Raw genomic sequence first — 24,861 nt, forward strand, 5'->3', positions numbered from 1 at the left:
CCGCCGCTATCCGATCGCCGAACGGACGGATGCCAGTGCGGCCTCGATCGCGCCGGCATCGGAGCCGCCGCCCTGCGCGAGGTCGTCCTTGCCGCCCCCGCCCCCGCCGAGCACGGATGCCGCGCCCTTCGCGAGCGGTCCGGCCTTCACTCCGGCGTCTCGCGCTGCCCGGTTCGTGGCGACGATCACGACGGGACGTTCGCCGGCCACCGCCGCCAGCGCGACCACTGCCGCGTCGGAGCCGAGGCGCTCGCGCACCGTCGTGGCGAGCATCCGCAGGTCGTCGGCGGAGGCGAGCGACCCGACGTCCTGAGCGACCAGGCGCACGGCGCCCACGCGCTCAGCCTTCTCGACGAGCGAAGGAACGCGGTCGAGCACGGCGCGAGCCTCGAACGCGGCGATCTTCTTCTCCGCCGCCTTCAGACTGCTGACGAGGTCGTCGATCCGCTGCGGCAGCTGCTCGCGCGGTGTCTTCAGCATGCCGCTCAGCTGCGAGACGAGCGTGCGCTCGGCCGCGAGGTCGCGGAACGCCTCGATGCCCACCAGCGACTCGACGCGACGGTTGGTCGAGCCGACGGAGGACTCGCTGATCAGGTTGATCATGCCGATCTCGGAGCTCGACGACACGTGCGTTCCGGCACAGAGCTCACGCGACCACGGACCGCCGATGTCGACGACCCGCACGACGTCGCCGTACTTCTCGCCGAACAGGGCCATGGCGCCCATCGCGCGTGCTTCGTCCAGCGGCAGCTCCCGCGTGACCACCTCGAGATCGTCACGGATCGCGTTGTTGGAGATCTCCTCGATCTCGCTACGCGTCTCCGCGGACAGTCCCTGGTTCCAGGAGAAGTCGAGCCGCAGATAGCCGGCCTTGTTGTACGAGCCGGACTGGTGCGCGTTCGGCCCGAGCACCTGGCGCAGGGCGGCATGGATGATGTGGGTTCCGGAGTGCGCCTGCCGCGCGCCCCTGCGGTAGTCGGCATCCACCACGCTCGTCGCCGGCGCGTCGACGCCGACCTCGCCCTGTGTCACCTGCACCGTGTGGCTGATCAGGCCCTTGACGGGCTTCTGCACGTCGAGCACCTCGAGCTCGTAGCCGGGGCCGACGATGACACCCTGGTCGGCATCCTGACCGCCCGACTCCGCGTACAGCGCGGTCTCCGCGAGGATCACCTCGGCGAGCTGCCCCTCGGATGCCCGAGGCACCGAAACACCGTCGACGAGGATGCCCAGCACCCGCGACTCGGTCTGCAGCTCGTTGTACCCGGTGAAGACGGTCTCACCCTTGCCGCGCAGCTCGCTGTACACGGACAGGTCGGCCAGCTGGCGCTTCTTCGCCTTCGCGTCGGCCTTGGCCCGCGCCTTCTGCTGCGACATCAGCGAGTCGAACGCCGCGCGGTCGACCGTGAGCCCGGCCTCCTCCGCCATCTCCAGGGTGAGGTCGATCGGGAAGCCGTAGGTGTCGTGCAGCAGGAACGCGGTGTCTCCGGCGAGTTGCGACTTTCCTGAGGCGCGCGTGTTCTCCACCGCGGTGTCGAGGATCGTCGTGCCGCTGGCCAGCGTGCGCAGGAAGGTGTCCTCCTCGGAGAACGCCAGGTGCGAGATGCGGTCGTAGTCGTTCTCCACCTCGGGGTACGTGGACTTCATCGCGTCCCGTGACGCCGCGAAGAGCGTCGGGAACGTGGCGCCCTCGACGCCGAGCAGACGCATGGCGCGAACGGTGCGCCGCAGGAGGCGGCGCAGGATGTACCCGCGCCCCTCGTTCGACGGGGTGACGCCGTCCGACATCAGCATCAGGGCGCTTCGGACGTGGTCGGCGACCACGCGCATCCGCACGTCGTCCTCGTGGTCGGCGCCGTACGTCTTGCCCGACAGCTCCGCCGCGCGGTCCAGGACCGGCCGGATCTGGTCGATCTCGTAGATGTTCTCGACACCCTGCTTCAGGAACGCGACGCGTTCAAGGCCCATGCCGGTGTCGATGTTCTTCTTGGGCAGCTCGCCGAGGATCTCGAAGTCGGTCTTGCCGCTCCCCTCGCCGCGCAGGTACTGCATGAAGACGAGATTCCAGATCTCGACGTATCGGTCGTCGTCGGTGGCGGGCCCCCCGTCGACGCCGTACTCGGGGCCGCGGTCGAAGAAGATCTCGGAGCACGGTCCCGCCGGACCCGGCACCCCGGTCGACCAGTAGTTCGTGTCCATCCCGAGACCCTGGATGCGGTCATCCGGGAGCCCAGCGACCTCTTTCCAGTACCCGCGCGCCTCGTCGTCGTCTTCGAAGACCGTGACCCAGAGGTCCTTCGGGTCGAAGCCGAGCCCGCCGTCGGCCTCCGGCGTCGTCAGAAGCTCCCAGGCGTACCTGATCGCCTCCTTCTTGAAGTAGTCGCCGAACGACCAGTTGCCGAGCATCTGGAAGAACGTGCCATGCCTCGGCGTCTTGCCGACCTCATCGATGTCCAGCGTGCGGATGCACTTCTGCGAGTCGGCCGCCCGCGGATAGGGAGCAGGCACCAAGCCGGTGAGGTAGGGAACGAACGGCACCATGCCGGCGATGGTGAAGAGCAGCGTCGGATCGTCGCTGACGAGCGACGCGGACGGCACGATCGTGTGCCCGCGCTCGGCGAAGAAGTCGAGGAAGCGCCGGCGGATCTCTGCTGTCGACAGTGGGGCGGTCTGCATGGTTCCGTTCGTTCGGTCGGGATGGTGCGTGCTCAGGACAGGTCGGAGATGACGTCTTCCGCCTGATCGATGGCGGTGCGCAGCTCGGCCTCACGCTTGCGGTACCCGTCGCTGACGGCAGCACCGAAGTCGTGCGCCTTGCGGTCCAGTTCTTCGAAGAACTGCTTGCCCTGATCGGTCTTGTTCACCTGGTGTGCGATCGCGAAGCCGGCGGCGATGCCGACGAGGAACCAGAGGAAGCTCTTCATAGCGGATCTCCTAGTGGTCGTGAGCGTAGTGATGGTAGTCGGAGTTGTCGTACGGCTGCGGCGGCGCAGCTCAGTGCGGGGATTCGCTGCCGGCCTTGCCGCCCCGGCCGAACCGGAAGGCGGCGCGCACAGCGGCGCTGAACCCGGCCAGCTTGATGAGCGGACCGCCCACGGTGGCGGCGAAGAGGGCGACCAGTGCCGAAACGTTGCCGGTGACATCCTCCACGTTGCGGGTGATGGCATCCACCCGCGCCAGCTGCTTGTTCGTCTCGCGCAGTGTCTCGGTCGTCTCCTCGAGGATGGGCGTGATGCCGTCGCTGACCTCTTTGATGGAGTCGGTGGTCTGGTCGAACACCTTGCCCAGCTTCACGAGCGGGATCGCCATCAGCGCGACCAGCACGGCGAAGACGCCTGCGGCGATCAGGCCCGCGATGTCTCCACCTGACACGGTGCACCATCCATTCCGGAACGGGAATATACGTGAAGGGCGGGTCGCGTGAACGACCCGCCCTCCAGCGTAACGGCATGGCTAGCGCGCCGCGTAATACTCCACCACGAGCTGCACGTCACAGGTGACGGGCACCTCTGCACGCTTCGGACGGCGCACCAGGCGGGCCTGGAGCTTGTCGAGCTCGACCTCGAGGTACGCGGGGGTCTTGGCGAGCACGTCGGCGTTGCCACCTGCGGCGGCCACCTGGAACGGCTCGGTGCCCTCGGAGCGCGCCTTCACGTGCACGAGCTGGCCCGGCTTCACGCGGAACGAGGGGCGGTCGACGATGCGGCCGTCGACCAGGATGTGGCGGTGCACCACGAACTGGCGAGCCTGCGACATCGTGCGGGCGAAGCCGGCGCGGAGAACGAGTGCGTCGAGACGCATCTCGAGCAGCTCGACGAGGTTCTCACCGGTCAGACCCTGCGTGCGGCGGGCCTCTTCGAACGCGATGCGGAGCTGCTTCTCGCGGATGCCGTACTGAGCGCGCAGACGCTGCTTCTCGCGCAGCCGCACGGCGTAGTCGCTGTCAGCCTTGCGCTTGGTGCGGCCGTGCTCACCGGGAGCGTACGGACGCTTCTCCATGATGCGAGCGGCCTTCGGGGTCAGGGCGACGCCCAGCGACCGCGACAGGCGGGTCTTGCTGCGGGAACGTGATGACACGTTTTTCCTTTCGTAGTTCTTCTCGCTTGTGCTGCCTCCTGCGGTGTGAGTACCGCGGCAGCCATTGGCTGATCCGGCGACGCATGTCACATCGACATGCGCGGTGTCCTGCCGTCAAGGGCATGGCACCGCCATGGTCGCTTTCGCAATGGGAGGGATGGCCGGGGATGCTCGGCTACAGAGCGCTTCCCTGTCGAAAAGGATGCCCGCAGCCGCACGGAATCCTTCTTCTCGGCCCGTCAATGGTAGCAGAGCCGAGCTGGGGATCACTTCCCCTTCGTGATGCGTCGCAGCTTCGCGAGCCGCGCCGCGATCTCCCGCTCATTGCCGTGCTCCGTCGGTGTGTAATAAATGGAGTCCTTCAAGGCATCCGGCAGGTACTGCTGACGCACGACGCCCAGCTCGTCGTCGTGGGGGTACACGTACCCCTTGCCATGGCCGAGCCGTTTCGCGCCGGGGTAGTGCGCGTCGCGCAGAGGCTTCGGAACACGGCCGATCTTGCCGGCACGCACGTCGGCGATCGCGGCATCCAGCGCCATGTAGGCGGCATTCGACTTCGGCGCCGTCGCGAGGTGCACAACGGCCTGTGCAAGGGGAATGCGTCCCTCCGGCATGCCGATGTACTGCACCGCGTCCGCGGCGGCCACCGCGACGCCGAGTGCTGCGGGATCGGCCATGCCGATGTCTTCGGAGGCGAGAACGATGATGCGCCGGGCGATGAACCGCGGGTCCTCCCCCGCCTCGATCATGCGGGCGAGGTAGTGCAGTGCGGCGTCCACGTCCGACCCGCGGACCGATTTGATGAACGCGCTGATCACGTCGTAGTGCTCGTCGCCGTTGCGGTCGTACCGCAGCAGCGCCCTGTCGACGGCGGATGCCACGAGTTCGGCGGTCACCACGGGCTTCGCGGCCTCGTCCGCGCCCTCCTCGGCCCGCTCAGCGTCCTCGCTCCCCCGCGCGTTGTCGACGGCCGAGTTCGCCGCCGCCTCCAGCGCGGTGAGCGCACGCCGTGCGTCGCCCGAGGCGAGCCGGATCAGCGCCGCGCGGGCCTCGGCGTCGACCGTGACGGCATCCTTCAACCCGCGCTCGTCGGTCAGGGCACGGTCGATGAGCGTTCCGAGGTCGTCGTCGGAGAGCGGCTCCAGCGTGAGCAGCAGGGAACGGGACAGCAGAGGAGAGATCACCGAGAACGACGGATTCTCCGTCGTCGCCGCCACGAGGATGACCCAGCCGTTCTCGACGCCGGGCAGGAGGGCATCCTGCTGCGCCTTCGTGAAGCGATGGATCTCGTCGAGGAACAGCACCGTCGAGACGCCGTAGAGGTCGCGGTTGGACTGCGCCTCCTCCATCACGGCGCGCACATCGCGCACGCCGGCGGTGACGGCCGACAGCTCGACGAAGCGGCGGCCGGAGGAATGCGCGATGACCTGGGCCAGTGTCGTCTTTCCCGTGCCTGGCGGTCCCCACAGGATGACCGAGACGGAGCCGCGCTCCCCCGTCGTGTCTCCCGCGAGCGTGACCAGCGGGGAGCCCGGGGTGAGCAGATGGCGCTGCCCTGCGATCTCGTCGAGCCGGCGAGGGCGCATCCGCACGGCCAGCGGGGTGGCGCCCGCGCGCAGCCCCTGCTGTGTGCTCGGCATGCGCTCAAGGATAGAAGGTGCGTCCGACGAAGAACTGTTGGACGAAAGAGTGAGCGGCGCAGGCGCGATAGAGTTCGTTTCTGGGATCGGCCCGGCCTCGGTCCCGGGCCGCCACGGCCCCCGAACACCCTGACTCGGCGCTGTCGATGCGTCGAAGTGGAGGATGCCCGTGTCCGCGAAGAGGCAGAACGACCGTGAGGCGCGCCAGGCGCGCGAACGCCTGCGTGCGTATCAAGCGCGCCAGGCTGTGCACGAGCACACGAAGAAGCGGCGGGTGCGCGACAACATCATCGCGGGAAGCGTCGTTGTCGTCGTGCTCGCGCTGGCGGTCGTGCTTCAGCTCACCTACTTCGCCGCAGGTCCTGGCAAGCCGGTCGCCTCACCGAAGGCATCCGCGTCGTCCACCGCGACGCCGGCGCCCGCCGCGACCGGGAAGAACGAGGGCGATGTTCCATCGAAGAGCATCGCCGACGGGCGCACCTGGACCGGAACGCTGACGATCAACGGCATCCCCCTCGGCGTCTCACTCGACGGAGCGAAGGCACCGCAGGCCGTCTCGTCGATGATCTCGCTCACCAAGAAGAACTTCTTCGATGGAACCGTCTGCCACCGCCTCACCACCGGTGCCACCTTCAAGGTGCTGCAGTGCGGCGACCCGAAGGGCGACGGCACGGGCGGCCCCGGCTATAGCTTCGGTCCGATCGAGAACGCGCCGGCCGACGGCAAGTACACCGCGGGAACGATCGCCATGGCCAGGCAGAGCGGAAACGCGCATAGCAACGGAAGTCAGTTCTTCATCGTCTACGGCGACACGACCATCCCGAACGACAGCGCGGGCGGATACTCCGTGATCGGCAAGGTCACGAGCGGACTCGACAAGCTCAAGACGGATGTCACCGACAAGGGCGTGCAGGGCGGCGGCGACGATGGCAAGCCCGTCGTCAGCCCGAAGATCGATTCCTTCACACTCCAGTAACGGCCTGGTTTCGACCCAGGGGTGCGCCTTGGGCGGTGCAATAGGCTTTGTAGTCGTACAGCGACGGTCACCCCCGGCCGTCTTCGAACAGGTGAGGCTCGTGTCAACTACTGATCAGCACCCGTGGGGTCGTGTCGACGAGGCCGGCGTGGTCTACGTGCGCACCGCGGACGGTGAGCGTGTCGTCGGCGAGTATCCGGATGCATCGGCGGACGAGGCGCTCGCCTACTTCGAACGCAAGTACGCCGACCTCGCCGGGCAGGTCGGATTGCTGGAACAGCGGGCGCGTCGTGGCGCTCCCGCCGCCGATGTGGCGAAAGCCGTCGCGACGTTGCGCGGCTCCGTGGCCGCAGCGAACGCCGTGGGCGACCTCGCGGCACTCGATGAGCGGCTCGCCAAGCTCGGCGGCGCGGTCGAGGAACTCACGGAGCAGCAGTCCGCCGAGGCGAAGGCTGCTGTCGACCAGGCCATCGCCGACCGCACGGCCATCGTCGAGCAGGTCGAGGCGCTGGCGGCCGAAGATCCGGCGAAGACGCAGTGGAAGCAGGCGAGCGCGCGCCTCGACGAGCTGTTCTCGGCGTGGCAGAACCACCAGCACGATGGACCGCGCATTCCGAAGAACGACGCCAACGAACTGTGGAAGCGGTTCAGGGCCGCGCGAACGACGCTCGAACGCAATCGCAAGGCCTTCTTCGCCGAGCTGGACTCGCAGCACAAGGATGTTCGAGCCCGCAAGAGCGAGCTGATCGAACGGGCCGAGGCGCTTGCACCGCTCGGAGCGGACGGCGTGTCGCAGTATCGTTCGCTGCTCGACGACTGGAAACGTGCAGGCCGCGCAGGCAAGCGCAACGACGACGCGCTGTGGGCGAGGTTCAAGGCGGCCGGCGACGTACTGTACGCCGCCAAGGCGGAATCCGACGCGGTCGAGAACGAGGAGTACCAGCACAACCTGGAGCAGAAGCTGGCACTGCTCACCGAAGCGGAGCCGCTTCTGAAGGCCACCGACCGCGGCGCTGCTCGGGCCGCGCTGTTGTCCATCCAGACCCGATGGGACGCGATCGGAAAGGTTCCCCGCGACCAGGTGAAGTCCGTCGAGGAGCGTCTGCGCAAGGTCGAGACGGCTGTGCGCAAGCTGGACGACGAGCACTGGGAGCGCAGCAACCCGGAGAAGAAGGCGCGCTCGGAGGGACTCGCGGCGCAGCTGACGGATGCCATCGCGAAGCTCGAGGACGAGCTCGAAGCGGCGAAGGCCTCAGGCGACGCCAGGGCGATCAAGGATGCGCAGGAAGCGCTGGACGCACGCAAGGCCTGGCTGTCGGCCCTGCGCTGAGTGGCTCGCCCTCAGTTCTCCACCGTTCGCCCAACGCTTCGCCTTCTCCACCGATGCCCGCTTGCGGCGGCGACGGCCGTCGCCGCAGCGCGACCATGGGGACATGGCGCACGCGATGGCATCCGTACTCTCTCCTGGCCCCCTCCCGCTCGCTGAGCTGCACGCCGCCCGGCTCGACGGCGAACTGTTCACCGTCGACGAGCGGTTCTCCCCCGTCGACGAGGTCGAGACCGCGTGGCTGCGCGCGAGAGCGTTGCGGAGCGTCGCCGGATCACGCATGATCGCCGAGCTCGACAGCGCCATGTGGGTGCACGGGCTGCTGGCGCTCCCTCCGTCGATCCACACCATGTGCGTCCCTCGGTCCGACCGCGTCAAGTTCCCGCCGTCTCCGCGGTTCGCGCTCCGTGAGGTGACGCACGAGTACGGCGACACGGCGGAGATCGCGGGACTGCGCGTCACGGTCCCCGCGCGCATCCTCTACGACCTCGCCTTCGTTGACCGCGAGGACGACGGTGCCGCGGCGCTGAGCATCGTCGAGCGCGACCCGCAGCTCGTGCTCGCATGCGCTCGACGCATCTCGCAGACGCCGAATCTCCCTGGCAAGGGCCGTGCCCTGTCGCGATTGGAGGAGTGGGCCCGGTCGGCTCGTGAACTCAGCCGGCGCTGACCCGGTACACGTCGTAGACAGCGTCGATCCTGCGCACGGCGTTGAGCACCCGGTCGAGATGCGTGGTGTCGCCCATCTCGAAGACGAACCGACTGAGCGCCAAACGGTCGCTCGAGGTGGAGACGGTGGCCGAGAGGATGTTCACATGGTGCTCGGAGAGCACGCGAGTGACGTCCGAGAGCAGCCCGGCCCGATCGAGGGCCTCCACCTGGATCTGCACGAGGAAGACGCTCTTCGACGACGGCGCCCACTCCACGTCGATCATGCGTTCCGGTTCGCGCATCAGCTCCTGCACGTTGTGGCAGTCGGCCTGGTGCACGCTCACTCCGGAGCCGCGCGTGATGAAGCCGACGATCGGGTCGCCGGGTACCGGTGTGCAGCACTTGGCGAGCTTGACGAGGATGTCCGGCGCCCCGCGCACGAGCACACCGGAGTCGCTGTTGCGCAGCCTGCGCCCGCGCACCCTGGCGGGCGGCGGCAGCTCCGTGACGTCGCTCTCCGTCTCCGACTGCAGTGACGCCACGACCTTCTCCAGCACCGACTGGGTGCTGACATGCCCCTCGCCGATGGCGGCGTACAGCGCTGACACGTCGTCGTACTTCATCTGCGCGGCGACCTCGCCGAGCGAATCCTGCGTCATCAGTCGCTGCAGCGGCAGGTTCTGCTTGCGCATGGCGCGGGCGATGGCATCCTTGCCCTGCTCGATCGCCTCGTCGCGCCGCTCCTTCGTGAACCACTGTCGGATCTTGTTGCGCGCCCGTGGGCTCTTCACGAAGTTGAGCCAGTCCTGGCTCGGACCGGAGTCCGGGTTCTTCGAGGTGAACACCTCGACCACATCACCGGTCGAGAGCGGCGACTCCAGCGGGACGAGGCGTCCGTTCACCTTTGCGCCCATGGTGCGGAGACCGACCTCGGTGTGCACCGCGTACTCGAAGTCCACGGGAGTGGCGCCGGAGGGCAGCCCGATCACCCTGCCCTTCGGGGTGAAGACGTAGACCTCCTTCGCACCGATCTCGAATCGGAGCGAGTCGAGGAACTCGCTGGGATCCGCTGTCTCTGCCTGCCAGTCCGAGATGTGCGCGAGCCACGCCATGTCGGTATCGACCTTGCCGATGTCGTCGGACTTGCCGCCGGCGACGCGCTCCTTGTACTTCCAGTGCGCAGCGACACCGAACTCGGCGCGCTGGTGCATCTCCTCGGTGCGGATCTGGATCTCGACCGCACGACCCTCCGGCCCGATGACCGTCGTGTGCAGCGATTGGTACAGGTTGAACTTCGGGGTGGCGACGTAGTCCTTGAAGCGGCCTGGCATCGGCGTCCACCTCGCGTGGATCTGCCCGAGAACGGCGTAGCAGTCACGCACGGAGTTGACGATGACCCGGATGCCGACGAGGTCGTAGATCTCGTCGAACTCGCGCCCGCGAACGACCATCTTCTGATAGATCGAGTAGTACTGCTTCGGCCTGCCGACGACCTTGCCGCGGATCTTGGCAGACTTCAGATCGTCGTTGATGGCATCCGTCACCTGCTGAACGACCCGTTCCCGCTCGGGAGAACGCTGCTTGACGAGATTCTCGATCTCCACGTAGAGCTTGGGATACAGCACGGCGAACGAGAGATCTTCGAGCTCCCACTTGATCGTCTGGATGCCGAGCCGGTGTGCGAGCGGAGCGTAGATCTCCAGGGTCTCCGTGGCCTTGCGAGTGGCCGTGGCGGGCGGCACGAAGCCCCAGGTCCGCGCGTTGTGCAGGCGGTCCGCCAGTTTGATGATGAGCACGCGGATGTCCTTCGACATCGCCACGATCATCTTGCGCACCGTCTCGGCCTGCGCGCTCTCGCCGTACTTGACCTTGTCGAGCTTGGTGACGCCGTCGACCAGCATCCCGATCTCGTCGCCGAAGTCGGCGCGCAGTTCGTCGAGCGCGTAGTCGGTGTCTTCGACCGTGTCGTGCAGCAGCGCGGCCGCGATCGCCTTCGAGCCGATGCCGAGATCGGCGAGGATCTGCGCTACCGCGACCGGATGGGTGATGTACGGCTCACCGCTCTGTCGCGTCTGCCCCGAGTGCGCGCGTTCGGCAACGTTGTAGGCGCGCTCGATGAGGGCCAGGTCGGCTTTCGGATGGTGCAGCCGCACGGTCTTCAAGAGCGTGTCGACCGCGCCGGCCGGCTGCTGCGCCCTGGAGAAGATGCGCGGCACGAGACGGCGCAGGGAGGCGGTTTGCTGTGTTGTCGTGTCGACCATCAGCATCGCCTCCCGAGTCTCATTATCGCGACTCGATGCCGACCTCGTCGGCGGGGCCGCCCACAGCGCACGCCGGTTACCGCATCTGCCCGGCTTCGGCGCCCACGACGTCGCCGCCGGATGCCTGCCACGCCACCATGCCGCCGGCGACGTCGACGGCTGCGTAGTCGGCATCCACCAGTGCGTTCGTGACCATGCGAGAGCGCTGGCCGACGTGGCAGATCACCGCGATCGTGACGTCGTCGGGCAGTTCGCCCTGTCGCAGTCCGAGCTCGCCGAGCGGGATGTGGTGGGCGCCCGGCGCGTGCCCCGAGCTCCACTCGAAGTCCTCGCGCACGTCGAGGAGCCACAGGTCGCCGGACGCGACGAGCGAGATCGCCTCGCCTGCCGTGACCGACTCCCCCGGCTCGTGCGTCACTTGGCGGAGACCACCTCTGTGACCGGCGACTTCGCCCTGGCCGCCAGCACCTTGCGGTCGTGCTTGACGATCTCCTTCTCACCTCGGCGGAAGTCCGCATAGAGCGGTGCCGCGATGAAGATCGTCGAGTAGGTGCCGATCAGGATGCCGATGAAGAGCGCGAGAGAGATGTCCCGCAGCGTATCCGCTCCGAGCACGAATGCGCCGATGAAGAGGATCGCAGCCACCGGCAGCGCCGCCACGACGGCCGTGTTGATCGACCGCACGAGCGTCTGGTTCACGGCGAGGTTCACCGACTCGGCGAACGTGTGCTTCACCGCGTCCTTGTCCTGTCTGGTGTTCTCACGGATCTTGTCGAACACCACGACGGTGTCGTACAGCGAGTAGCCGAGGATCGTGAGGAAGCCGATCATGGTGGCCGGCGTGATCTCGAACCCGACCAGCGCGTAGATGCCGGCGGTGATGATCAGGTCGTGGAACAGCGAGAGGATCGCGGCCGCCGACATCTTCCACGTTCGGAAGTACAACGCCATGGCGATGAACGCGAGCAGCAGGAAGACGACCAAACCCTGGATCGCCTGCCTGGAGACATCCGCCCCCCAGCTCGGGCCGATGTAGGTGGATGCCACATTGCTCTGCGGAACGCCGTACGCCGATCCGAGGTTCGCGGCGACGGCCTTGGTCTGGTCGGTCGTCAGCTGGTCGGTCTGCACCCGGATGCCCTGGCCGCCCGTGCCGTTGGTCACGCTGACCTGCACGACGGCGTTGGGCTTGACGTCGTGCACCGCCTTCTCCGCCAGTGACTGGTCCGTCGTCTTGACGGCGGAGACGGTGAACTGCGATCCGCCGCGGAAGTCGATGCCGAAGTTGAATCCGCCCTTGGCGATCGGGATGATCACCGAGACGACGATGAGCACGGCCGCGATGATGTACCAGATCTTGCGCTTGCCGACGAAGTCGATCGAGCGCGCACCCGTGTAGAGATCGTTGCCGAACTTCTGAAAGCGTGTGGCGGCCATCAGGACTCCTTCTCGTCCTTCTCGGTCTTGCTGCCGCCCGCGGCGACGAGTTCGGCCTGCTTGCGCTCCGCGATCGTCTGGCGCTTCGCCGCCTCACGACTGCTGGCAGCGCGCTTCGTCTCGCTGACGGTGGTCGAAGTCCGGAATTGCGCTGCACCACGGTAGACGGCGCCGAGGGCATCCGGATCCAGGCCGGACCACTTGTTGCCGCTCGCGAAGAACCGCGTCCTCGCCAGCAGCTGAAGGGTGGGATGCGTGAACATGATGACGATCAGCACGTCGAGCACCGTCGTCACACCGAGGGTGAAGGCGAAGCCCTGGACGTTGCCGACGGCGAGCACGTACAACACGATGGCCGCGAGCAGGTTGGTGGACTTGGATGCGTAGATCGTTCTTCGGGCACGCTTCCAGCCCGCCTCGACGGCGGATTCGAGACTTCGCCCGTCGCGCAACTCGTCGCGTATTCGCTCGAAGTACACGATGAACGAGTCCGCCGTGAAGCCGATCGCGACGATCAGGCCGGCGACGCCGGCGAGCGAGAGACGGTAGTCGATGCGCCACGACAGGATCGTGATCACGAGGTACGTGAGCAGCGCCGCGACGACGAGCGAGGTGATGGTCACGAGTCCCAGCAATCGGTACTGGAAGAGTGTGTAGATCACCACGAGGATCAGACCGATCGCTCCCGCGATCAGACCGCTGAGGAGTTGCGCGGACCCCAGCGTCGCGGAGATGGTGTCGGAGCTCTGCACCTTGAAGCTGACGGGAAGCGCGCCGAACTTCAACTGGTCGGCCAACGTCTGCGCCGAGCTCTGGTTGAAGCTGCCGCTGATCTGAGCCTGGCCGTTGGTGATCGCACCCTGCATGGCGGGCGCCTCGAGAACCTTGCCGTCGAGCACGAACGCGAAGCGTGCGCGGGGGTCGCTGGAGTCCTTGCTGTAGTACCCGTACAGCCGGGTGCTCACGGTTCCGAAGTCCTTCGTGCCCTGGCCGTTGAACGTGAGGTTGACGACCCACTGACCGGTCGAGTTGCCGCTGGAGTCGGTGGCCAGTCCCGCGGTGGCGTTCGTGATCTCCGAGCCCTCAACCTCGACGGGCCCGAGCAGGTACTTCGCGGTGAGGTTGTCGTCGCACGTGATGAGCGGCTTGTCGGCGGGTGCCACGTTCGTGGTGCTGTTCTTCAGCGACGAGCAGTTGAACGCGTTGTACTGCGCCTGAAGCGCCGGCGTGATCCACGCCGTGTCGCTGCCGTTCGTCGGTTTCGACGTCGGAGTGGACTGCAAGGTGGGAGCCGGCGAGGGGTACGGCGTCGTCTTGCCATTCGTGCCGACGAAGGTGTTCGTGGGCGCCCCCGTGAGAAGCACGGGACGCAGCTCCATCTTCGACGAGGACTTGATGCGGTTCAGCGTCGCCTGGTCGGGGGTTCCGGGGATCGACACCACAATGTTGTCGCTGCCCTGCGTGCTGACCTGCGCCTCGGACACGCCAGCGGCGTCGACACGTTCGCGGATGATCGAGACGGCTTGGTTGAGCTCGTCGTTGCTGATCGTCTGGCCGCCCTCGAGCTGCGGCGTCAGGATGATCTCGGTTCCACCCTCGAGGTCGAGACCCAGCTTCGGCAGCCACGTCGCGGTCGAGAACAGCACGCCGCCGCCGAGCACGAGCCCCAGCACGACGACGATCACGCCGAGCCAGATCAGCGACCGCGAGGCACTCTTGACCGGAGACGACTTTGCCACGGAAGTACTCTTTCTATGCTCGCGCGACGGCCGTCATCGACCTCGCACGGAGGGAGGGACTACTCGTCGGTCTTCTTCGACTCAGGCGTCTTCGAGGCGGTGTCGACATCCTCGATCCGCTCCCCGAACTGCGGCTTCTCGTCACCGACGGTGCTCTCGGTCTCGGTCTCGACAGCGTCCGCCGGCGCCTCCTCAACGGTGTCGGGCGTCGTCTCGACCCGGCCGATCGTCTGGCGGTGCACCGTGAGGATATGGCCGGGGCTCGTCTCGAGCTCGACCTTGTTGTGCTCTTCGTCGATGGACACGATCGTGCCGAAGACACCGAAGTTCGTCATGACGGTTGCGCCGGGAACGACCTGTTTCTGAAGCTCCGACTGCTGCTTCTGCCGCTTGCGGCTGCTACGGAACATGAAGAAGATGAGGGCCGCCAGGATGACGACCATGACTATGGTCAGGATGTTCTGATCCAACGAAAGAACCTTCCGGAATGAGGGGGCAAGGGTAACAACCACCTCATTGGTATGGGGGCTGCAGGCTAACTAAAGATTATAGGTCATCGGTGAAGAGGGCTTGCTGCGCGCCGGCAGTGGACTTCCTCGGTATTCCCAGGTGATCCCAGGCCGCCGGAGTGGCCACCCGGCCGCGCGGAGTGCGGGTGATGAGCCCGATCCGCACGAGGAACGGCTCCACCACCGACTCGATCGTGTCGGCCTCCTCGCCCACCGAGACGGCCAGCGTGTTCAGGCCGACGGGCCCGCCGTCGAAGCGCGTCAGGATGGCCTGCATCACGGCCCGGTCGATGCGGTCCAGACCGAGCTCGTCGACGTCGTAGAGCTCCAGCGCGGCGCGCACGGCGTTGCGGTCGGCGCGTCCGCCGTGCACGAGCGCGTAGTCGCGCACGCGCCTCAGCAGGCGGTTGGCGATGCGCGGCGTTCCGCGGCATCGTCCCGCGATCTCGGCGATGGCATCCTTGTCGATCTCGAAATCGAGGAGGACGGCGGCACGACCGAGCACGCGTTCGAGTTCGGCGTCGTCGTAGAACTCGAGATGGGCGGTGAACCCGAAGCGATCGCGCAGCGGGTTCGGCAGCAGCCCGGAACGGGTCGTGGCGCCAACCAGCGTGAACGGTGCGAGATCGAGCGGGATGGACGTGGCCCCAGCGCCCTTGCCCACCATGATGTCGATGCGGAAGTCCTCCATGGCGAGGTACAGCATCTCCTCCGCGGAGCGGGCCATGCGATGAATCTCGTCGATGAACAGCACCTCGCCGGGAACGAGCGATGACAGCAGTGCGGCGAGGTCACCGGCGTGCTGGATGGCGGGCCCGCTCGACATACGAAGCGTGCGGCCACTCTCGTGCGCGACGATCATCGCGAGCGTCGTCTTGCCGAGACCGGGAGGACCGGCGAGCAGGATGTGGTCGGGTGTTCGCTCCTGCATCCGGGCGGCGGTGAGCAGCAGCTGCAGCTGCCCGCGCACCTTTGACTGCCCGACGAACTCCGCCAGCGACTTGGGCCGCAGCGCCCCCTCGAACGCGAGCTCCGCCTCGGACTGAGCCTCCGGTGCCGTGAGATCGTCGCTCATGCCTGCTGCCTCGCGGTCGGTCCGAGTCGCGACAGGGCGAGTCGCAGAAGCGACTGCACGGTGTCGCGCTCCGGTTCGGGATGCTCGTCGACCAGTTCACGGACCACGTCGGTGGCCGTCTTCTCGGCCCAGCCGAGGCCGACGAGAGCGATGACGACGCTGTCGGACACGTCGGAGCGCGGGATCTGCGTCACGTTCTGCACGGGTTTGGCTGGTGCGAACAGTTTGCCCGTGAGCGAGACGACGATGAGCTTCGCCGTCTTCGGGCCGATGCCGCTCACCTTGCGGAACGCACCGTCGTCGTCGGACGCCACGGCGAGCGCGATCTCGTCCGGTGACAGAGCGGCCAGCACTCCGAGCGCCGACTTGGGGCCCACTCCCGAGACGCCGATCAGTGACTCGAACACGCCGAGGTGCTCCCTGGCGGGAAAGCCGAACAGGGCGACCGACTCCTGCCGAACGACCATCGAGGTGTGCACCGTGGTCTCCTCGCCGACCCGCAGGCTCCTCGCGTGATCCGGGGTGACCTGAACGGCGTATCCCACTCCCCCGACGTCGATGACGGCGAGGCCGTCGGATGCCTGCAGCACGGTTCCGCGAAGGGAGGAGATCACCTCGCAAGCCTATGGGCGATTGAGGCTCGGGCGTTGAGGGCTTGCCCTCATCGCCCGAGCCGATTGAGTCCGTGAGCGGCCTCAGCCGCGATATGGGTCGCCCCCGACGCTCCCGCCGCCTTCTCGGCGGCGCGCCACGCCTGCTGCGCCGGAGTCAGGGGCGAAGAGCCGGCGTCCTCGGCGACCAGGGGTGCGCGCCAGGCATGGCAGATCGCGATGGCGAGGGCATCCGCCGCGTCCGCCGGTCTGGGGATCTGCTCGAGCCCGAGGACCTTCGCGACCATGTTCTGCACCTGGCGCTTCTCCGCCGTGCCGTACCCGGTGATCGCCGCCTTGACCTCGGTCGGCGTGTGCAGGCCGACCGGCAATGAGCGGGATGCCGCGGCGTGCAGCGCTACGCCGCTGATCTGCGCCACGCCCATCACCGTGCGTACGTTGTGCTGGGCGAAGACGCGCTCGATGGCGATCGCGTCGGGCCGATGCTGGTCCATCAGCGCGGCGATGCCGTCGCCGATCGTCAGCAGCCGCCGCTCCAGCGGGGCGTCCGGTGCGGTCCTGATGACCGTGACCGCGACCAGTGTCGCACGTCTGTCCTGCGTGACGTCGACCACGCCGATGCCGCAGCGGGTCAGTCCTGGGTCGATCCCGAGTACCCGCACGGCATCTTTCCGCATCCGACCGTCCGCGCGATCTGAAGGCGCCGTCTCTCTACTCGTCGTCTTCGAGTTCGGCCTGAACCTCGGGGCTGAGGTCGAGGTTGGTGTAGACGTTCTGTACGTCGTCCGAGTCCTCGAGCGCGTCGATGAGGCGGAACACCTTGCGGGCGGTCTCGACGTCGACCTCGACCTTCACCTGCGGCACGAATTCCACGTCGGCGGAGTCGTAATCGATGCCGGCATCCTGCAACGCGGTGCGGGTGGCGACGAGGTCGCTGGCCTCGGTGAGCACCTCGAAGCTCTCCCCCTGCGGCGTGACCTCTTCCGCCCCGGCGTCGAGCACCGCGGTGAGCACGTCGTCTTCGGTCGTTCCCTCGCCGGGAACCACGATGACGCCCTTGCGGTGGAAGTTGTACGAGACCGAGCCGGGGTCGGCCATCGTCCCGCCGTTGCGGGTCATGGCCCTTCGCACGTCCGCCGCAGCCCGGTTCTTGTTGTCGGTGAGGCACTCGATGAGCAGCGCGACGCCGTTCGGGCCGTAGCCCTCGTACATGATCGTCGCGTAGTCGATGCTCTCGCCGGTCAGGCCGGCACCGCGCTTGATGGCGCGGTCGATGTTGTCGTTCGGGACCGAGGTCTTCTTCGCCTTCTGGACGGCGTCGACGAGCGTCGGGTTGCCGGAGAGGTCGGCACCGCCGATCTTGGCGGCCACCTCGATGTTCTTGATGAGCTTGGCGAACGACTTGGCACGGCGTGCGTCGATGACGGCCTTCTTGTGCTTCGTGGTGGCCCACTTGGAATGCCCGGACACAATGCTCCTGAGTTTCGTGAAAGATCCGATCCATTCTAGAGGCGACTGAGGCGAGAGTTGAGCGAGCCTGCTCGCTCGACCGAGCCGATGAAGCCTTTGAGCGGCGAAGCCGCGATAGGGCAGCGTCGTCCCATGCCTCCGGCGTCTGCCCGCATGGCATGATCGACCGGTGAAGATCCTCTCGGTCCAGTCCGCTGTCGCATACGGTCACGTCGGCAACTCCGCCGCCGTCTTCCCCTTGCAGCGCATCGGGGTCGAGGTTCTGCCCGTCTACACGGTGACCTTCTCGAACCACACCGGGTACGGCGCGTGGCGCGGACCGCTCATCGCCCCTTCCGATGTCGCTGAGGTGATCGCTGGCATCGAGGATCGCGGAGTCTTTCCCGAGATCGACGTGGTGCTCTCCGGCTACCAGGGCAGCGACGGGATCGGCGACGTCATCCTCGACGCCGTCTCACGGGTGAAGGCAACCAATCCGAACGCGATCTACGCGTGCGACCCCGTGATGGGAAACGCGAAGTCCGGATGCTTCGTCGCGCCGGAGATCCCCGTGCTGCTGCGCGACCGGGTGGTGCCATCGGCGGACATCGTGACGCCGAACCAGTTCGAACTCGGATACCTCACCGACACGCAGCCCGACACGCTCGAGTCGACGCACGCCGCCGCCGACGCGCTGCGAGCGACGGGACCCGAGGTCGTGCTGGTCACCAGCGTCGAGCGGCCGGACCGCGAACCCGACACGATCGAGATGCTCGCCGTCGACGCGCGGGGCGCATGGATCGTTCAGACCCCGCTCATCCCGATGAAGGCGAACGGATCCGGAGACGTGACGGCTGCGCTCTTCACCGCCCACTACCGCGAGAGCAGGGATGCCGCCGACGCACTCGCCCGCACCGTATCGAGCGTCTACGACCTGCTCGCACTCACGAACGAGCGCGGCTCCCGGGAACTGCTGCTCGTGGAAGCGCAGGAGTTTTACGCGCATCCTCGGCTGCAGTTCCCCGTTCGACAGGTCCGCTGAGCGGGAAGCAGGAGCGCTGAGTCAGGCCGACCAAGCGTCGGCGATGGCCTGCCGCACCTCGCCGAGAAGCTGCGGCAGCGCCTTCGTCTTGGCGATGATCGGAAGGAAGTTGGCGTCGGCGCGCCACCTCGGCACAACATGCTGGTGAAGGTGCGAGGCGATGCCTGCACCGGCGATCTCGCCCTGATTCATGCCGATGTTGAACCCGTCGTTGCGCGACACCGAGCGGATGACCCGCATCGCCGTCTGCGTGATCGTCGCGATCTCGTCGGTCTCCTCGGGCGTCGCCTCGTCGTATAGCGACACGTGACGGTACGGGCACACCAGCAGGTGGCCGCTGTTGTACGGGAACAGGTTGAGCAGGGCGTACGCGTGCACGCCTCGATGCACGATCAGCGACTGCTCGTCTGACAGCGAGGGAGCCACGCAGAACGGGCACTCCCCGGCATGCGGTGCCTGCTGGCCCTGCTGGATGTAGACCATGCGGTGCGGCGTCCACAGGCGCTGGAACTCGTCGGGCACACCCGCGAGCAGCGACAGATCATCCAGCTGAACCCGCTGAGGGTCGTCCCCCTCCGCCGGATCGTACGAATCCAGCGTCAGGCGGGCCATGCCGTGACGACCTGCTCGTGCTCGCGGATGGACCGGAGGATGCGCTCGATCGCGTCGTCGATCGGAACACCGTTGAGCTGAGAACCGTCCCTGAACCGGAAACTGACGGTGCCCGCTGCACGGTCCTGCTCCCCCGCGATCAGCTGGAACGGCACCTTCTGCGTCGTCGCGTTGCGAATCTTCTTCTGCATGCGGTCATCCGAACGATCGACCTCCACTCGCACGTCGTGCTCGCGAAGGCGGCGCGCCACCTCTTCCAGGTAGGGCGCGTACTCGTCGGCGACCGGGATGCCGATCACCTGCACGGGAGACAGCCAGACCGGGAAGGCGCCGGCGTAGTGCTCGAGCAGGATCGCGAAGAATCGCTCGATCGACCCGAGGAGCGCGCGATGGATCATCACCGGCCGCTTGCGTGTGCCGTCGGCGGCGGTGTATTCCAGCTCGAACAGCTCCGGCTCGAAGAAGTCCAGCTGCACCGTGGAGAGCTGCCAGGTGCGGCCGATGGCGTCCCTGGCCTGCACCGAGATCTTCGGACCGTAGAAGGCCGCTCCGCCCGGATCGTCGACCAGCTCGAGTCCCGATTCCAGCGCGACCTCACGCAACGTCTCGGTCGCGTCCTCCCAGACCGCGTCGTCGCCGACGTACTTCTCCGGATCCTTCGTCGACAGCTCCAGGTAGAAGTCGCTGAGCCCGTAGCCGCGCAGCGTCTCCAGCACCAGCTCGAGCTGAGTGGCGATCTCCGCCTTGACCTGCTCCGGGGTCACATAGGCGTGCGCGTCGTCCTGCGTCAGCCCGCGCACTCGGGTGAGGCCGGAGAGCGTGCCGCTCTTCTCGTAGCGATAGACGGTCCCGAACTCCGCCAGTCGCAGCGGCAGTTCTCGATAGCTGCGTCCGCGCGCCCGGAAGATCAGGTTGTGCATCGGGCAGTTCATCGGCTTCAGGTAATAGTCCTGGCCGGGCTTGATCACGGTGCCGTCGGCATCCGTCTCCTCGTCGACATGCATGGGCGGGAACATGCCGTCCGCGTACCACTCGAGGTGCTTGCTGATCTCGTACAGGTGCGCCTTGGTGATGTGCGGCGTGTTGACGAGCTCGTAGCCATTGCGCAGCAGTTGCTTGCGGAGGTAGTCCTCGATCTCGTAGCGGACGATGCCGCCCTTCGGGTGGAAGACCGAAAGACCAGAGCCGATCTCGTCCGGGAACGAGAACAGGTCGAGCTCGGCTCCGAGCTTGCGGTGGTCGCGCCGTGCTGCCTCCGCCATGCGCTCCTGGTACGCGCGAAGCTCATCCTTGGTGGGCCATGCGGTGCCGTAGATGCGCTGCAGCTGGGGGTTCTTCTCGCTCCCGCGCCAGTAGGCTGCGGCGACGCGGGTGAGCGCGAATCCGTTGCCGATCAGCCGGGTGTTCGGCAGGTGAGGACCACGGCAGAGGTCTTTCCAGATGACCTCGCCGGTCTTCGGGTCGACGTTGTCGTAGATGGTCAGTTCGCCGCCGCCGACCTCGACGTCCTCGTTGTCCTGCCCGAGCGCGTCTGCGGATGCCGACCCGCCCTTCAGTCCGATGAGCTCGAGTTTGTAGGGCTCGTCGGCGAGCTCCGCACGCGCCTCGTCGTCGGTGACGACCCGCCGCACGAAGCGCTGACCCTGACGCACGATGCGTTCCATCGCCTTCTGAAGCGACTTCAGATCCTCCGGCGTGAACGACTCCGCGACCTCGAAGTCGTAGTAGAAGCCGTCGGTCACGGGCGGACCGATGCCCAGCTTCGCCTCCGGGTTGATCGACTGCACCGCTTGCGCGAGCACGTGCGCCGTGGAGTGGCGCAGGATGTTCAGGCCGTCCGCCGAGTCGATGGTCACCGGAACGACGTCGTCTTCCGTCGTCACCGTGGTTGCGAGATCCTTCAACTCGCCGTTGACGCGCATGGCGACAACGGAACGGTCGGGGAAGAGCTCGAAACCGTCCGGCACTGTCCACTCCTGAGTCGGTGGGGCGAAAAAGGGATGCCCTCTACTCTAGGGGCGATCCCGATATCAGCCCGCCGCCTCGGAGCATCCGTTGCAGGGCGCCGCGAGGCCGAGCGCCGGGGCCAGCCGCGCGAACCCGGCCGTGAGTCCGTCGGCGAGATTCTTTCCGACGTGAGCGACGCCGGGGAGCGTCAGCAGCGTCACGTGCATGCCGGCAGCCGTGGCCGACGCCGCCAGGGAGCGTGTCGCTGGTCCGAACGCCGTGTCGAGCGCTCCGGTCGTGATCACCGCGTCGACTCCCGAGTACGAGCCCGTGTGCGCGGCGAGGATGGCCTCCGGCTTGTCCGCAGCCCAGGCGCTGCGGTCACCGGCGTACACCGATTGGATGACCGTTTGCGAGTAGTGCATGCCCGGGTACTCCTCGGGCGAGACCGAGAGCACGTTGCGGAAGGCATCCGGATCCTGCGCCGCGAACTTGACAGCGCAGGTTGCACCGTTGGAGTAGCCGGCGATCACCCAGTACCGGGGGTCCTGGATGATGTGCAGATGCGACTTCGCCCAGTCGAGGACATCCGTCTTGACGTAGGTGGCGGCGTCTCCGCGAGCGGCGGAATCGGCGCAGGCCGGGTCGCCGCCCGTCCCGATCTGGTCTGCGACGACGACGATCGGTGCGAGACCTTCATGCTGGCTCGCGAATCGGTTCATGACGGCCGAGATCGGGTCCGGATTCGGTGTACCGGGGTATCCCATCATCATGATCACGAGCGGCAGCGCCGGCGCATCCTTCACGAGGGCCGCGGGCGGCAGGTAGAGGCCGGCCGGACGTGCATGGAACCTCGACACCGGCGCCGGGATGGTGACTGTGCCGACCCGCCCGACGGTCGGCATGTCGTGCGGCGCAACCCAGGTGGCGGCCAGGGGCTCTCCGGCGGTGGGCGAGGAGGTCGCATGCGCTTTGGGCAGCTTGATCGGATGCCGAACGACGACGCCGAGCAGGTCGCCGACGGTCGGGTTGAGACCGAACACGGCGTTCACCTGCACGGTGCCGGTGATCGCGAAGACGGCGATGCCCACGATGGCGATCGCCCGCCTCCGCCACCGCGTCTTCCACAGGCTGACGATGGCGAGCCCCACAGCCGCGAACGTCGCGATGCACCACGTGGCGACCTCGGCCGGCAGCGGTATCTCGAACATCCCCGTCGCGTCGGCGATGACGACGAACACGAACGCGATGAGTGCTCCCGCGAGGATGCCGGCGGCCGCGAGGATCATCCAGCGCGGGCTCGGCCGGCGCAGGACCAGTAGCAGCACGAACAGTGCCGACAGAACGCTGAGGATCCACGGAACGGGGCCGCCGATGATCTGCGTCGTCAGCAGTGCGTCCATGGCATTCCCCCTCGTGGTCGGGGTCAACGGTATGTGTCGATGGTCGCGGTCACCTGCGCGGCGCGGTGCCTGGGGCTGAGAGTTCCATCATTGGCGCCTATCCGGATTCCGAGTGAATGCCGGGTTAGTCGCATCGAGGCACGCGAGGAAGCGCAGAAGCGGCCCGGACGAATCCGGGCCGCTTCTCGTGAATCTCTGTGCGCGATACTGGGATCGAAAGAGAATCCTAGGCAATCCAGACATCCCCGGAAACTCGGGCAATTCCCTGGTCAATCGCCATATCTGAGATGGAAACTAGTGTAAGCTAGTGGAAACAAGATGAAGTTGAAACGGGCACATAGTGGGCACGCCGGGAAGCGAGGGTCGAGCAGATGGCACGAGCCGCTGACGGAACGGTCCGCAAGCTGGCGTCGGGCCGCTGGCAGGCTCGGCTGACCTTCCCTGACGGTGTTCGGCGCCCAGCACCCACGACGTTCCAGACGAAGCGCGATGCGACTGCCTGGCTACGTCAGCAGGAAGCCGATGTAAGCCGCGGCGTGTGGCAGGCACAGCAGCATGCGGCGAGCATGGCGGTCACTTTCGAGGACTACGCCGCTCGCTGGATGAAGAACCGACGCGTGAAGGGTCGGGCGCTCAAGCCGAAGACTCTGGAGACGTACCAAGACCTGCTCGACAAGTTCTTGCTGCCCACCTTCGGCTCGAAGTCGATGCACTCCATCGAGCGGGACGACGTGGAGCGTTGGTACGACCGCACTGCGGTAGACACGCCGACGTATCGCGCCAAGGCGTACTCGCTGCTGCGCACAATCCTCGCGGGCGCTGTGGAGGACGGCCACCTACCCATGAACCCTGCCCGTATCCGAGGCGCCGGGAGCGTGGAACGCGCCCATGACGTGCAGCCGGCCTCCATCGAAGAGCTCGACGCACTCACAGAGGCGATGCCACCGCGCTATCGGATGCTCGTGCTGTTGGCAGCGTGGTGCGGTCTCCGGTTCGGAGAGCTGACCGAGCTACGTCGTAAGGACATCGACACCAAGCGCGGCATCGTGCATGTCCGACGAGGTGTCACCCTCGTGGGGGGCAAGTTCGTCGTCTCGACTCCGAAGACCGCCGCTGGAATCCGCGATGTGGCTGTGCCGCCGTTCCTGCTCCCCCAGCTGCGCGAGCACCTGTTGCGGTTCACCGCTCCTGGCTCCTCGGGGTTGCTGTTCCCGGCGAAGAACGACCCCGAGCAGCACATGCGTCAGAGCGCGCTCACGAGGGTCTTCTACCCCGCGCGCGAGACGGCCGGACGGCCCGATCTGCGGTTCCACGATCTGCGCCACACCGGGGCCGTGAACGCGGCGATCGCAGGGGCGACGCTGGCCGAACTGATGGGACGCCTCGGACACTCCACCGCGTCAGCAGCCATGCGCTACCAGCACATCGCGGCGGACCGGGACGCAGAGGTCGCCAAGCGCTTGTCGGCGCTGTACGAGGCGCACCACACGAAGCAGGCGTGACGCTCAGACTCCCCGGACGCTGCGCTGCAGCACCTCTGGGGAGTGAAGGAGAGATAGCCATGCCCGACGAGCCGATCACCGCTCCCCCGGCGCTTGTGCCGAACCTGGCCGAGCCGGACCGATATCGCCCCGAGGCGCCTGACGACCTCGTTAGCCGGGCGCGGGAGTTCATCGCGTCGGCGCGCTGGGTGTGGGCGAAGACGATGCCTTGGGCGCCGCACTGGTACGTGCTCCGCAGGCAGTCACGGCGTGACGGATACGACGCACTGCGCGCCCTGATCCGTGAGTACCACTACCCGCGTGTGTGGAGGAAGCGCACGTTCCGTGGCATCACGTTGTCCGGCCTGCACCTGTGGATCATGGACGACGACCCCGGCACCGACAACGGCGGCACGGTGTTGATCAACGCGAAGCCCGCCGCAGCCGACGACTGGCCAGACGAGCAGCCGAAGCTGTTCGAGCACAGCTGAAGCTGGAACACGGAAACGGCAATCTGAGCGCCTGGGATGATCGGGCAGGCATCAGCACTACGGCTGTGGTGTTACTGCCCGCTACAGGGCCGCCTAGCGCCCTGCTGTGCCTTGTGAAACAATTGGAACTAGG

Annotated in this window: 23 protein-coding genes; 6 read left to right on the forward strand and 17 right to left on the reverse strand. The window is 66.9% G+C overall.

Going from position 1 to position 24,861, the window contains the following annotated elements:
* Positions 1–6: 6 nt before the first annotated feature.
* The 5 genes from alaS to ACTHNC_RS04155 all read right to left on the reverse strand — a co-directional run bounded on the left by alaS (position 7) and on the right by ACTHNC_RS04155 (position 5,717).
* Positions 7–2,661: an alanine--tRNA ligase gene (gene alaS / locus ACTHNC_RS04135; RefSeq protein WP_440293394.1), complete on the reverse strand. Its 2,655-nt coding sequence runs from the start codon at positions 2,659–2,661 to the stop codon at positions 7–9.
* A 47-nt stretch (positions 2,662–2,708) separates the two neighbouring features.
* Complete coding sequence (locus tag ACTHNC_RS04140) at positions 2,709–2,924, reverse strand: hypothetical protein (protein WP_440293327.1); 216 nt, start codon at positions 2,922–2,924, stop codon at positions 2,709–2,711.
* 70 nt (positions 2,925–2,994) lie between these two features.
* Positions 2,995–3,372, reverse strand: coding sequence for a DUF948 domain-containing protein (locus tag ACTHNC_RS04145; RefSeq protein ID WP_440293328.1), 378 nt, complete (start codon positions 3,370–3,372; stop codon positions 2,995–2,997).
* Between the two features lie 81 nt (positions 3,373–3,453).
* Positions 3,454–4,077: a 30S ribosomal protein S4 gene (gene rpsD, locus ACTHNC_RS04150; protein WP_440293329.1), complete on the reverse strand. Its 624-nt coding sequence runs from the start codon at positions 4,075–4,077 to the stop codon at positions 3,454–3,456.
* Between the two features lie 266 nt (positions 4,078–4,343).
* A complete protein-coding gene (locus tag ACTHNC_RS04155) occupies positions 4,344–5,717 on the reverse strand; it encodes a replication-associated recombination protein A (protein ID WP_440293330.1) in 1,374 nt (457 codons plus the stop codon).
* 169 nt (positions 5,718–5,886) lie between these two features.
* Between ACTHNC_RS04155 and ACTHNC_RS04160 the strand changes: the two genes are divergently transcribed.
* The 3 genes from ACTHNC_RS04160 (at position 5,887) to ACTHNC_RS04170 (ending at position 8,690) form a co-directional block, all read left to right on the forward strand.
* A complete protein-coding gene (locus ACTHNC_RS04160) occupies positions 5,887–6,693 on the forward strand; it encodes a peptidylprolyl isomerase (RefSeq protein WP_440293331.1) in 807 nt (268 codons plus the stop codon).
* A 100-nt stretch (positions 6,694–6,793) separates the two neighbouring features.
* Entirely contained in the window at positions 6,794–8,023 is a 1,230-nt protein-coding gene (locus tag ACTHNC_RS04165; protein ID WP_440293332.1) for a DUF349 domain-containing protein, read from the forward strand.
* 103 nt (positions 8,024–8,126) lie between these two features.
* Positions 8,127–8,690: a type IV toxin-antitoxin system AbiEi family antitoxin gene (locus ACTHNC_RS04170; RefSeq protein WP_440293333.1), complete on the forward strand. Its 564-nt coding sequence runs from the start codon at positions 8,127–8,129 to the stop codon at positions 8,688–8,690.
* Here the strand turns inward: ACTHNC_RS04170 and ACTHNC_RS04175 are convergent.
* The 9 genes from ACTHNC_RS04175 to ACTHNC_RS04215 form a co-directional block, all read right to left on the reverse strand.
* Positions 8,677–10,932 carry a RelA/SpoT family protein gene (locus ACTHNC_RS04175; RefSeq protein ID WP_440293334.1) on the reverse strand — a complete coding sequence of 752 codons (2,256 nt, stop codon included), beginning with the start codon at positions 10,930–10,932 and terminating at the stop codon, positions 8,677–8,679. The two genes, ACTHNC_RS04170 and ACTHNC_RS04175, sit on opposite strands and share 14 nt — an antisense overlap.
* A 76-nt stretch (positions 10,933–11,008) precedes the next feature.
* Complete coding sequence (locus ACTHNC_RS04180) at positions 11,009–11,350, reverse strand: rhodanese-like domain-containing protein (protein ID WP_440293335.1); 342 nt, start codon at positions 11,348–11,350, stop codon at positions 11,009–11,011.
* On the reverse strand, positions 11,347–12,369 hold the full coding sequence (gene secF / locus ACTHNC_RS04185) for a protein translocase subunit SecF (RefSeq protein ID WP_440293336.1): 1,023 nt from the start codon (positions 12,367–12,369) through the stop codon (positions 11,347–11,349). Before secF ends, ACTHNC_RS04180 begins: the two co-directional genes overlap by 4 nt.
* Positions 12,369–14,108, reverse strand: coding sequence for a protein translocase subunit SecD (gene secD, locus ACTHNC_RS04190; protein WP_440293337.1), 1,740 nt, complete (start codon positions 14,106–14,108; stop codon positions 12,369–12,371). The genes secF and secD overlap by 1 nt, the downstream gene beginning before the upstream one ends.
* 59 nt (positions 14,109–14,167) lie before the next feature.
* A complete protein-coding gene (gene yajC / locus ACTHNC_RS04195; protein ID WP_440293338.1) occupies positions 14,168–14,578 on the reverse strand; it encodes a preprotein translocase subunit YajC in 411 nt (136 codons plus the stop codon).
* A gap of 76 nt (positions 14,579–14,654) precedes the next feature.
* Entirely contained in the window at positions 14,655–15,692 is a 1,038-nt protein-coding gene (gene ruvB, locus ACTHNC_RS04200) for a Holliday junction branch migration DNA helicase RuvB (RefSeq protein WP_440293339.1), read from the reverse strand.
* Entirely contained in the window at positions 15,689–16,306 is a 618-nt protein-coding gene (ruvA, locus tag ACTHNC_RS04205) for a Holliday junction branch migration protein RuvA (protein ID WP_440293340.1), read from the reverse strand. The genes ruvB and ruvA overlap by 4 nt, the downstream gene beginning before the upstream one ends.
* A gap of 47 nt (positions 16,307–16,353) precedes the next feature.
* A complete protein-coding gene (gene ruvC / locus ACTHNC_RS04210; protein WP_440293395.1) occupies positions 16,354–16,965 on the reverse strand; it encodes a crossover junction endodeoxyribonuclease RuvC in 612 nt (203 codons plus the stop codon).
* A gap of 49 nt (positions 16,966–17,014) precedes the next feature.
* On the reverse strand, positions 17,015–17,773 hold the full coding sequence (locus ACTHNC_RS04215) for a YebC/PmpR family DNA-binding transcriptional regulator (protein ID WP_440293341.1): 759 nt from the start codon (positions 17,771–17,773) through the stop codon (positions 17,015–17,017).
* Positions 17,774–17,942: 169 nt separating this feature from the next.
* On the opposite strand from ACTHNC_RS04215, the gene pdxY reads away from it, so the two are divergent.
* Positions 17,943–18,794, forward strand: coding sequence for a pyridoxal kinase PdxY (gene pdxY / locus ACTHNC_RS04220; RefSeq protein WP_440293342.1), 852 nt, complete (start codon positions 17,943–17,945; stop codon positions 18,792–18,794).
* Between the two features lie 21 nt (positions 18,795–18,815).
* Here the strand turns inward: pdxY and ACTHNC_RS04225 are convergent, their stop codons facing one another.
* The 3 genes from ACTHNC_RS04225 to ACTHNC_RS04235 all read right to left on the reverse strand — a co-directional run bounded on the left by ACTHNC_RS04225 (position 18,816) and on the right by ACTHNC_RS04235 (position 22,756).
* Complete coding sequence (locus ACTHNC_RS04225; RefSeq protein ID WP_440293343.1) at positions 18,816–19,406, reverse strand: HIT family protein; 591 nt, start codon at positions 19,404–19,406, stop codon at positions 18,816–18,818.
* Entirely contained in the window at positions 19,394–21,328 is a 1,935-nt protein-coding gene (gene thrS, locus ACTHNC_RS04230; RefSeq protein ID WP_440293396.1) for a threonine--tRNA ligase, read from the reverse strand. Before thrS ends, ACTHNC_RS04225 begins: the two co-directional genes overlap by 13 nt.
* A 108-nt stretch (positions 21,329–21,436) precedes the next feature.
* Positions 21,437–22,756 carry an alpha/beta hydrolase gene (locus tag ACTHNC_RS04235; protein WP_440293344.1) on the reverse strand — a complete coding sequence of 440 codons (1,320 nt, stop codon included), beginning with the start codon at positions 22,754–22,756 and terminating at the stop codon, positions 21,437–21,439.
* 371 nt (positions 22,757–23,127) lie between these two features.
* Here ACTHNC_RS04235 and ACTHNC_RS04240 point away from each other — a divergent pair, with 371 nt between their 5' ends.
* A complete protein-coding gene (locus tag ACTHNC_RS04240; RefSeq protein WP_440293345.1) occupies positions 23,128–24,258 on the forward strand; it encodes a tyrosine-type recombinase/integrase in 1,131 nt (376 codons plus the stop codon).
* A gap of 59 nt (positions 24,259–24,317) precedes the next feature.
* Entirely contained in the window at positions 24,318–24,728 is a 411-nt protein-coding gene (locus tag ACTHNC_RS04245) for a hypothetical protein (protein ID WP_440293346.1), read from the forward strand.
* Positions 24,729–24,861: the final 133 nt, after the last annotated feature.

This window comes from Humibacter sp. (assembly GCF_051954055.1).
Taxonomy (GTDB): Bacteria; Actinomycetota; Actinomycetes; order Actinomycetales; family Microbacteriaceae; genus Humibacter.

Coding starts and splice junctions, on each gene's coding strand:
- secF (WP_440293336.1), bottom strand. CDS start 12,369: ATGGCCGCCACACGCTTTCAGAAGTTCGGCAACGATCTCTACACGGGT.
- ACTHNC_RS04140 (WP_440293327.1), bottom strand. CDS start 2,924: ATGAAGAGCTTCCTCTGGTTCCTCGTCGGCATCGCCGCCGGCTTCGCG.
- thrS (WP_440293396.1), bottom strand. CDS start 21,328: ATGCGCGTCAACGGCGAGTTGAAGGATCTCGCAACCACGGTGACGACG.
- ACTHNC_RS04170 (WP_440293333.1), top strand. CDS start 8,127: ATGGCGCACGCGATGGCATCCGTACTCTCTCCTGGCCCCCTCCCGCTC.
- ruvB (WP_440293339.1), bottom strand. CDS start 15,692: ATGAGCGACGATCTCACGGCACCGGAGGCTCAGTCCGAGGCGGAGCTC.
- ACTHNC_RS04240 (WP_440293345.1), top strand. CDS start 23,128: ATGGCACGAGCCGCTGACGGAACGGTCCGCAAGCTGGCGTCGGGCCGC.
- ACTHNC_RS04245 (WP_440293346.1), top strand. CDS start 24,318: ATGCCCGACGAGCCGATCACCGCTCCCCCGGCGCTTGTGCCGAACCTG.
- ACTHNC_RS04225 (WP_440293343.1), bottom strand. CDS start 19,406: ATGGCCCGCCTGACGCTGGATTCGTACGATCCGGCGGAGGGGGACGAC.
- ACTHNC_RS04235 (WP_440293344.1), bottom strand. CDS start 22,756: ATGGACGCACTGCTGACGACGCAGATCATCGGCGGCCCCGTTCCGTGG.
- ACTHNC_RS04155 (WP_440293330.1), bottom strand. CDS start 5,717: ATGCCGAGCACACAGCAGGGGCTGCGCGCGGGCGCCACCCCGCTGGCC.
- ACTHNC_RS04175 (WP_440293334.1), bottom strand. CDS start 10,932: ATGGTCGACACGACAACACAGCAAACCGCCTCCCTGCGCCGTCTCGTG.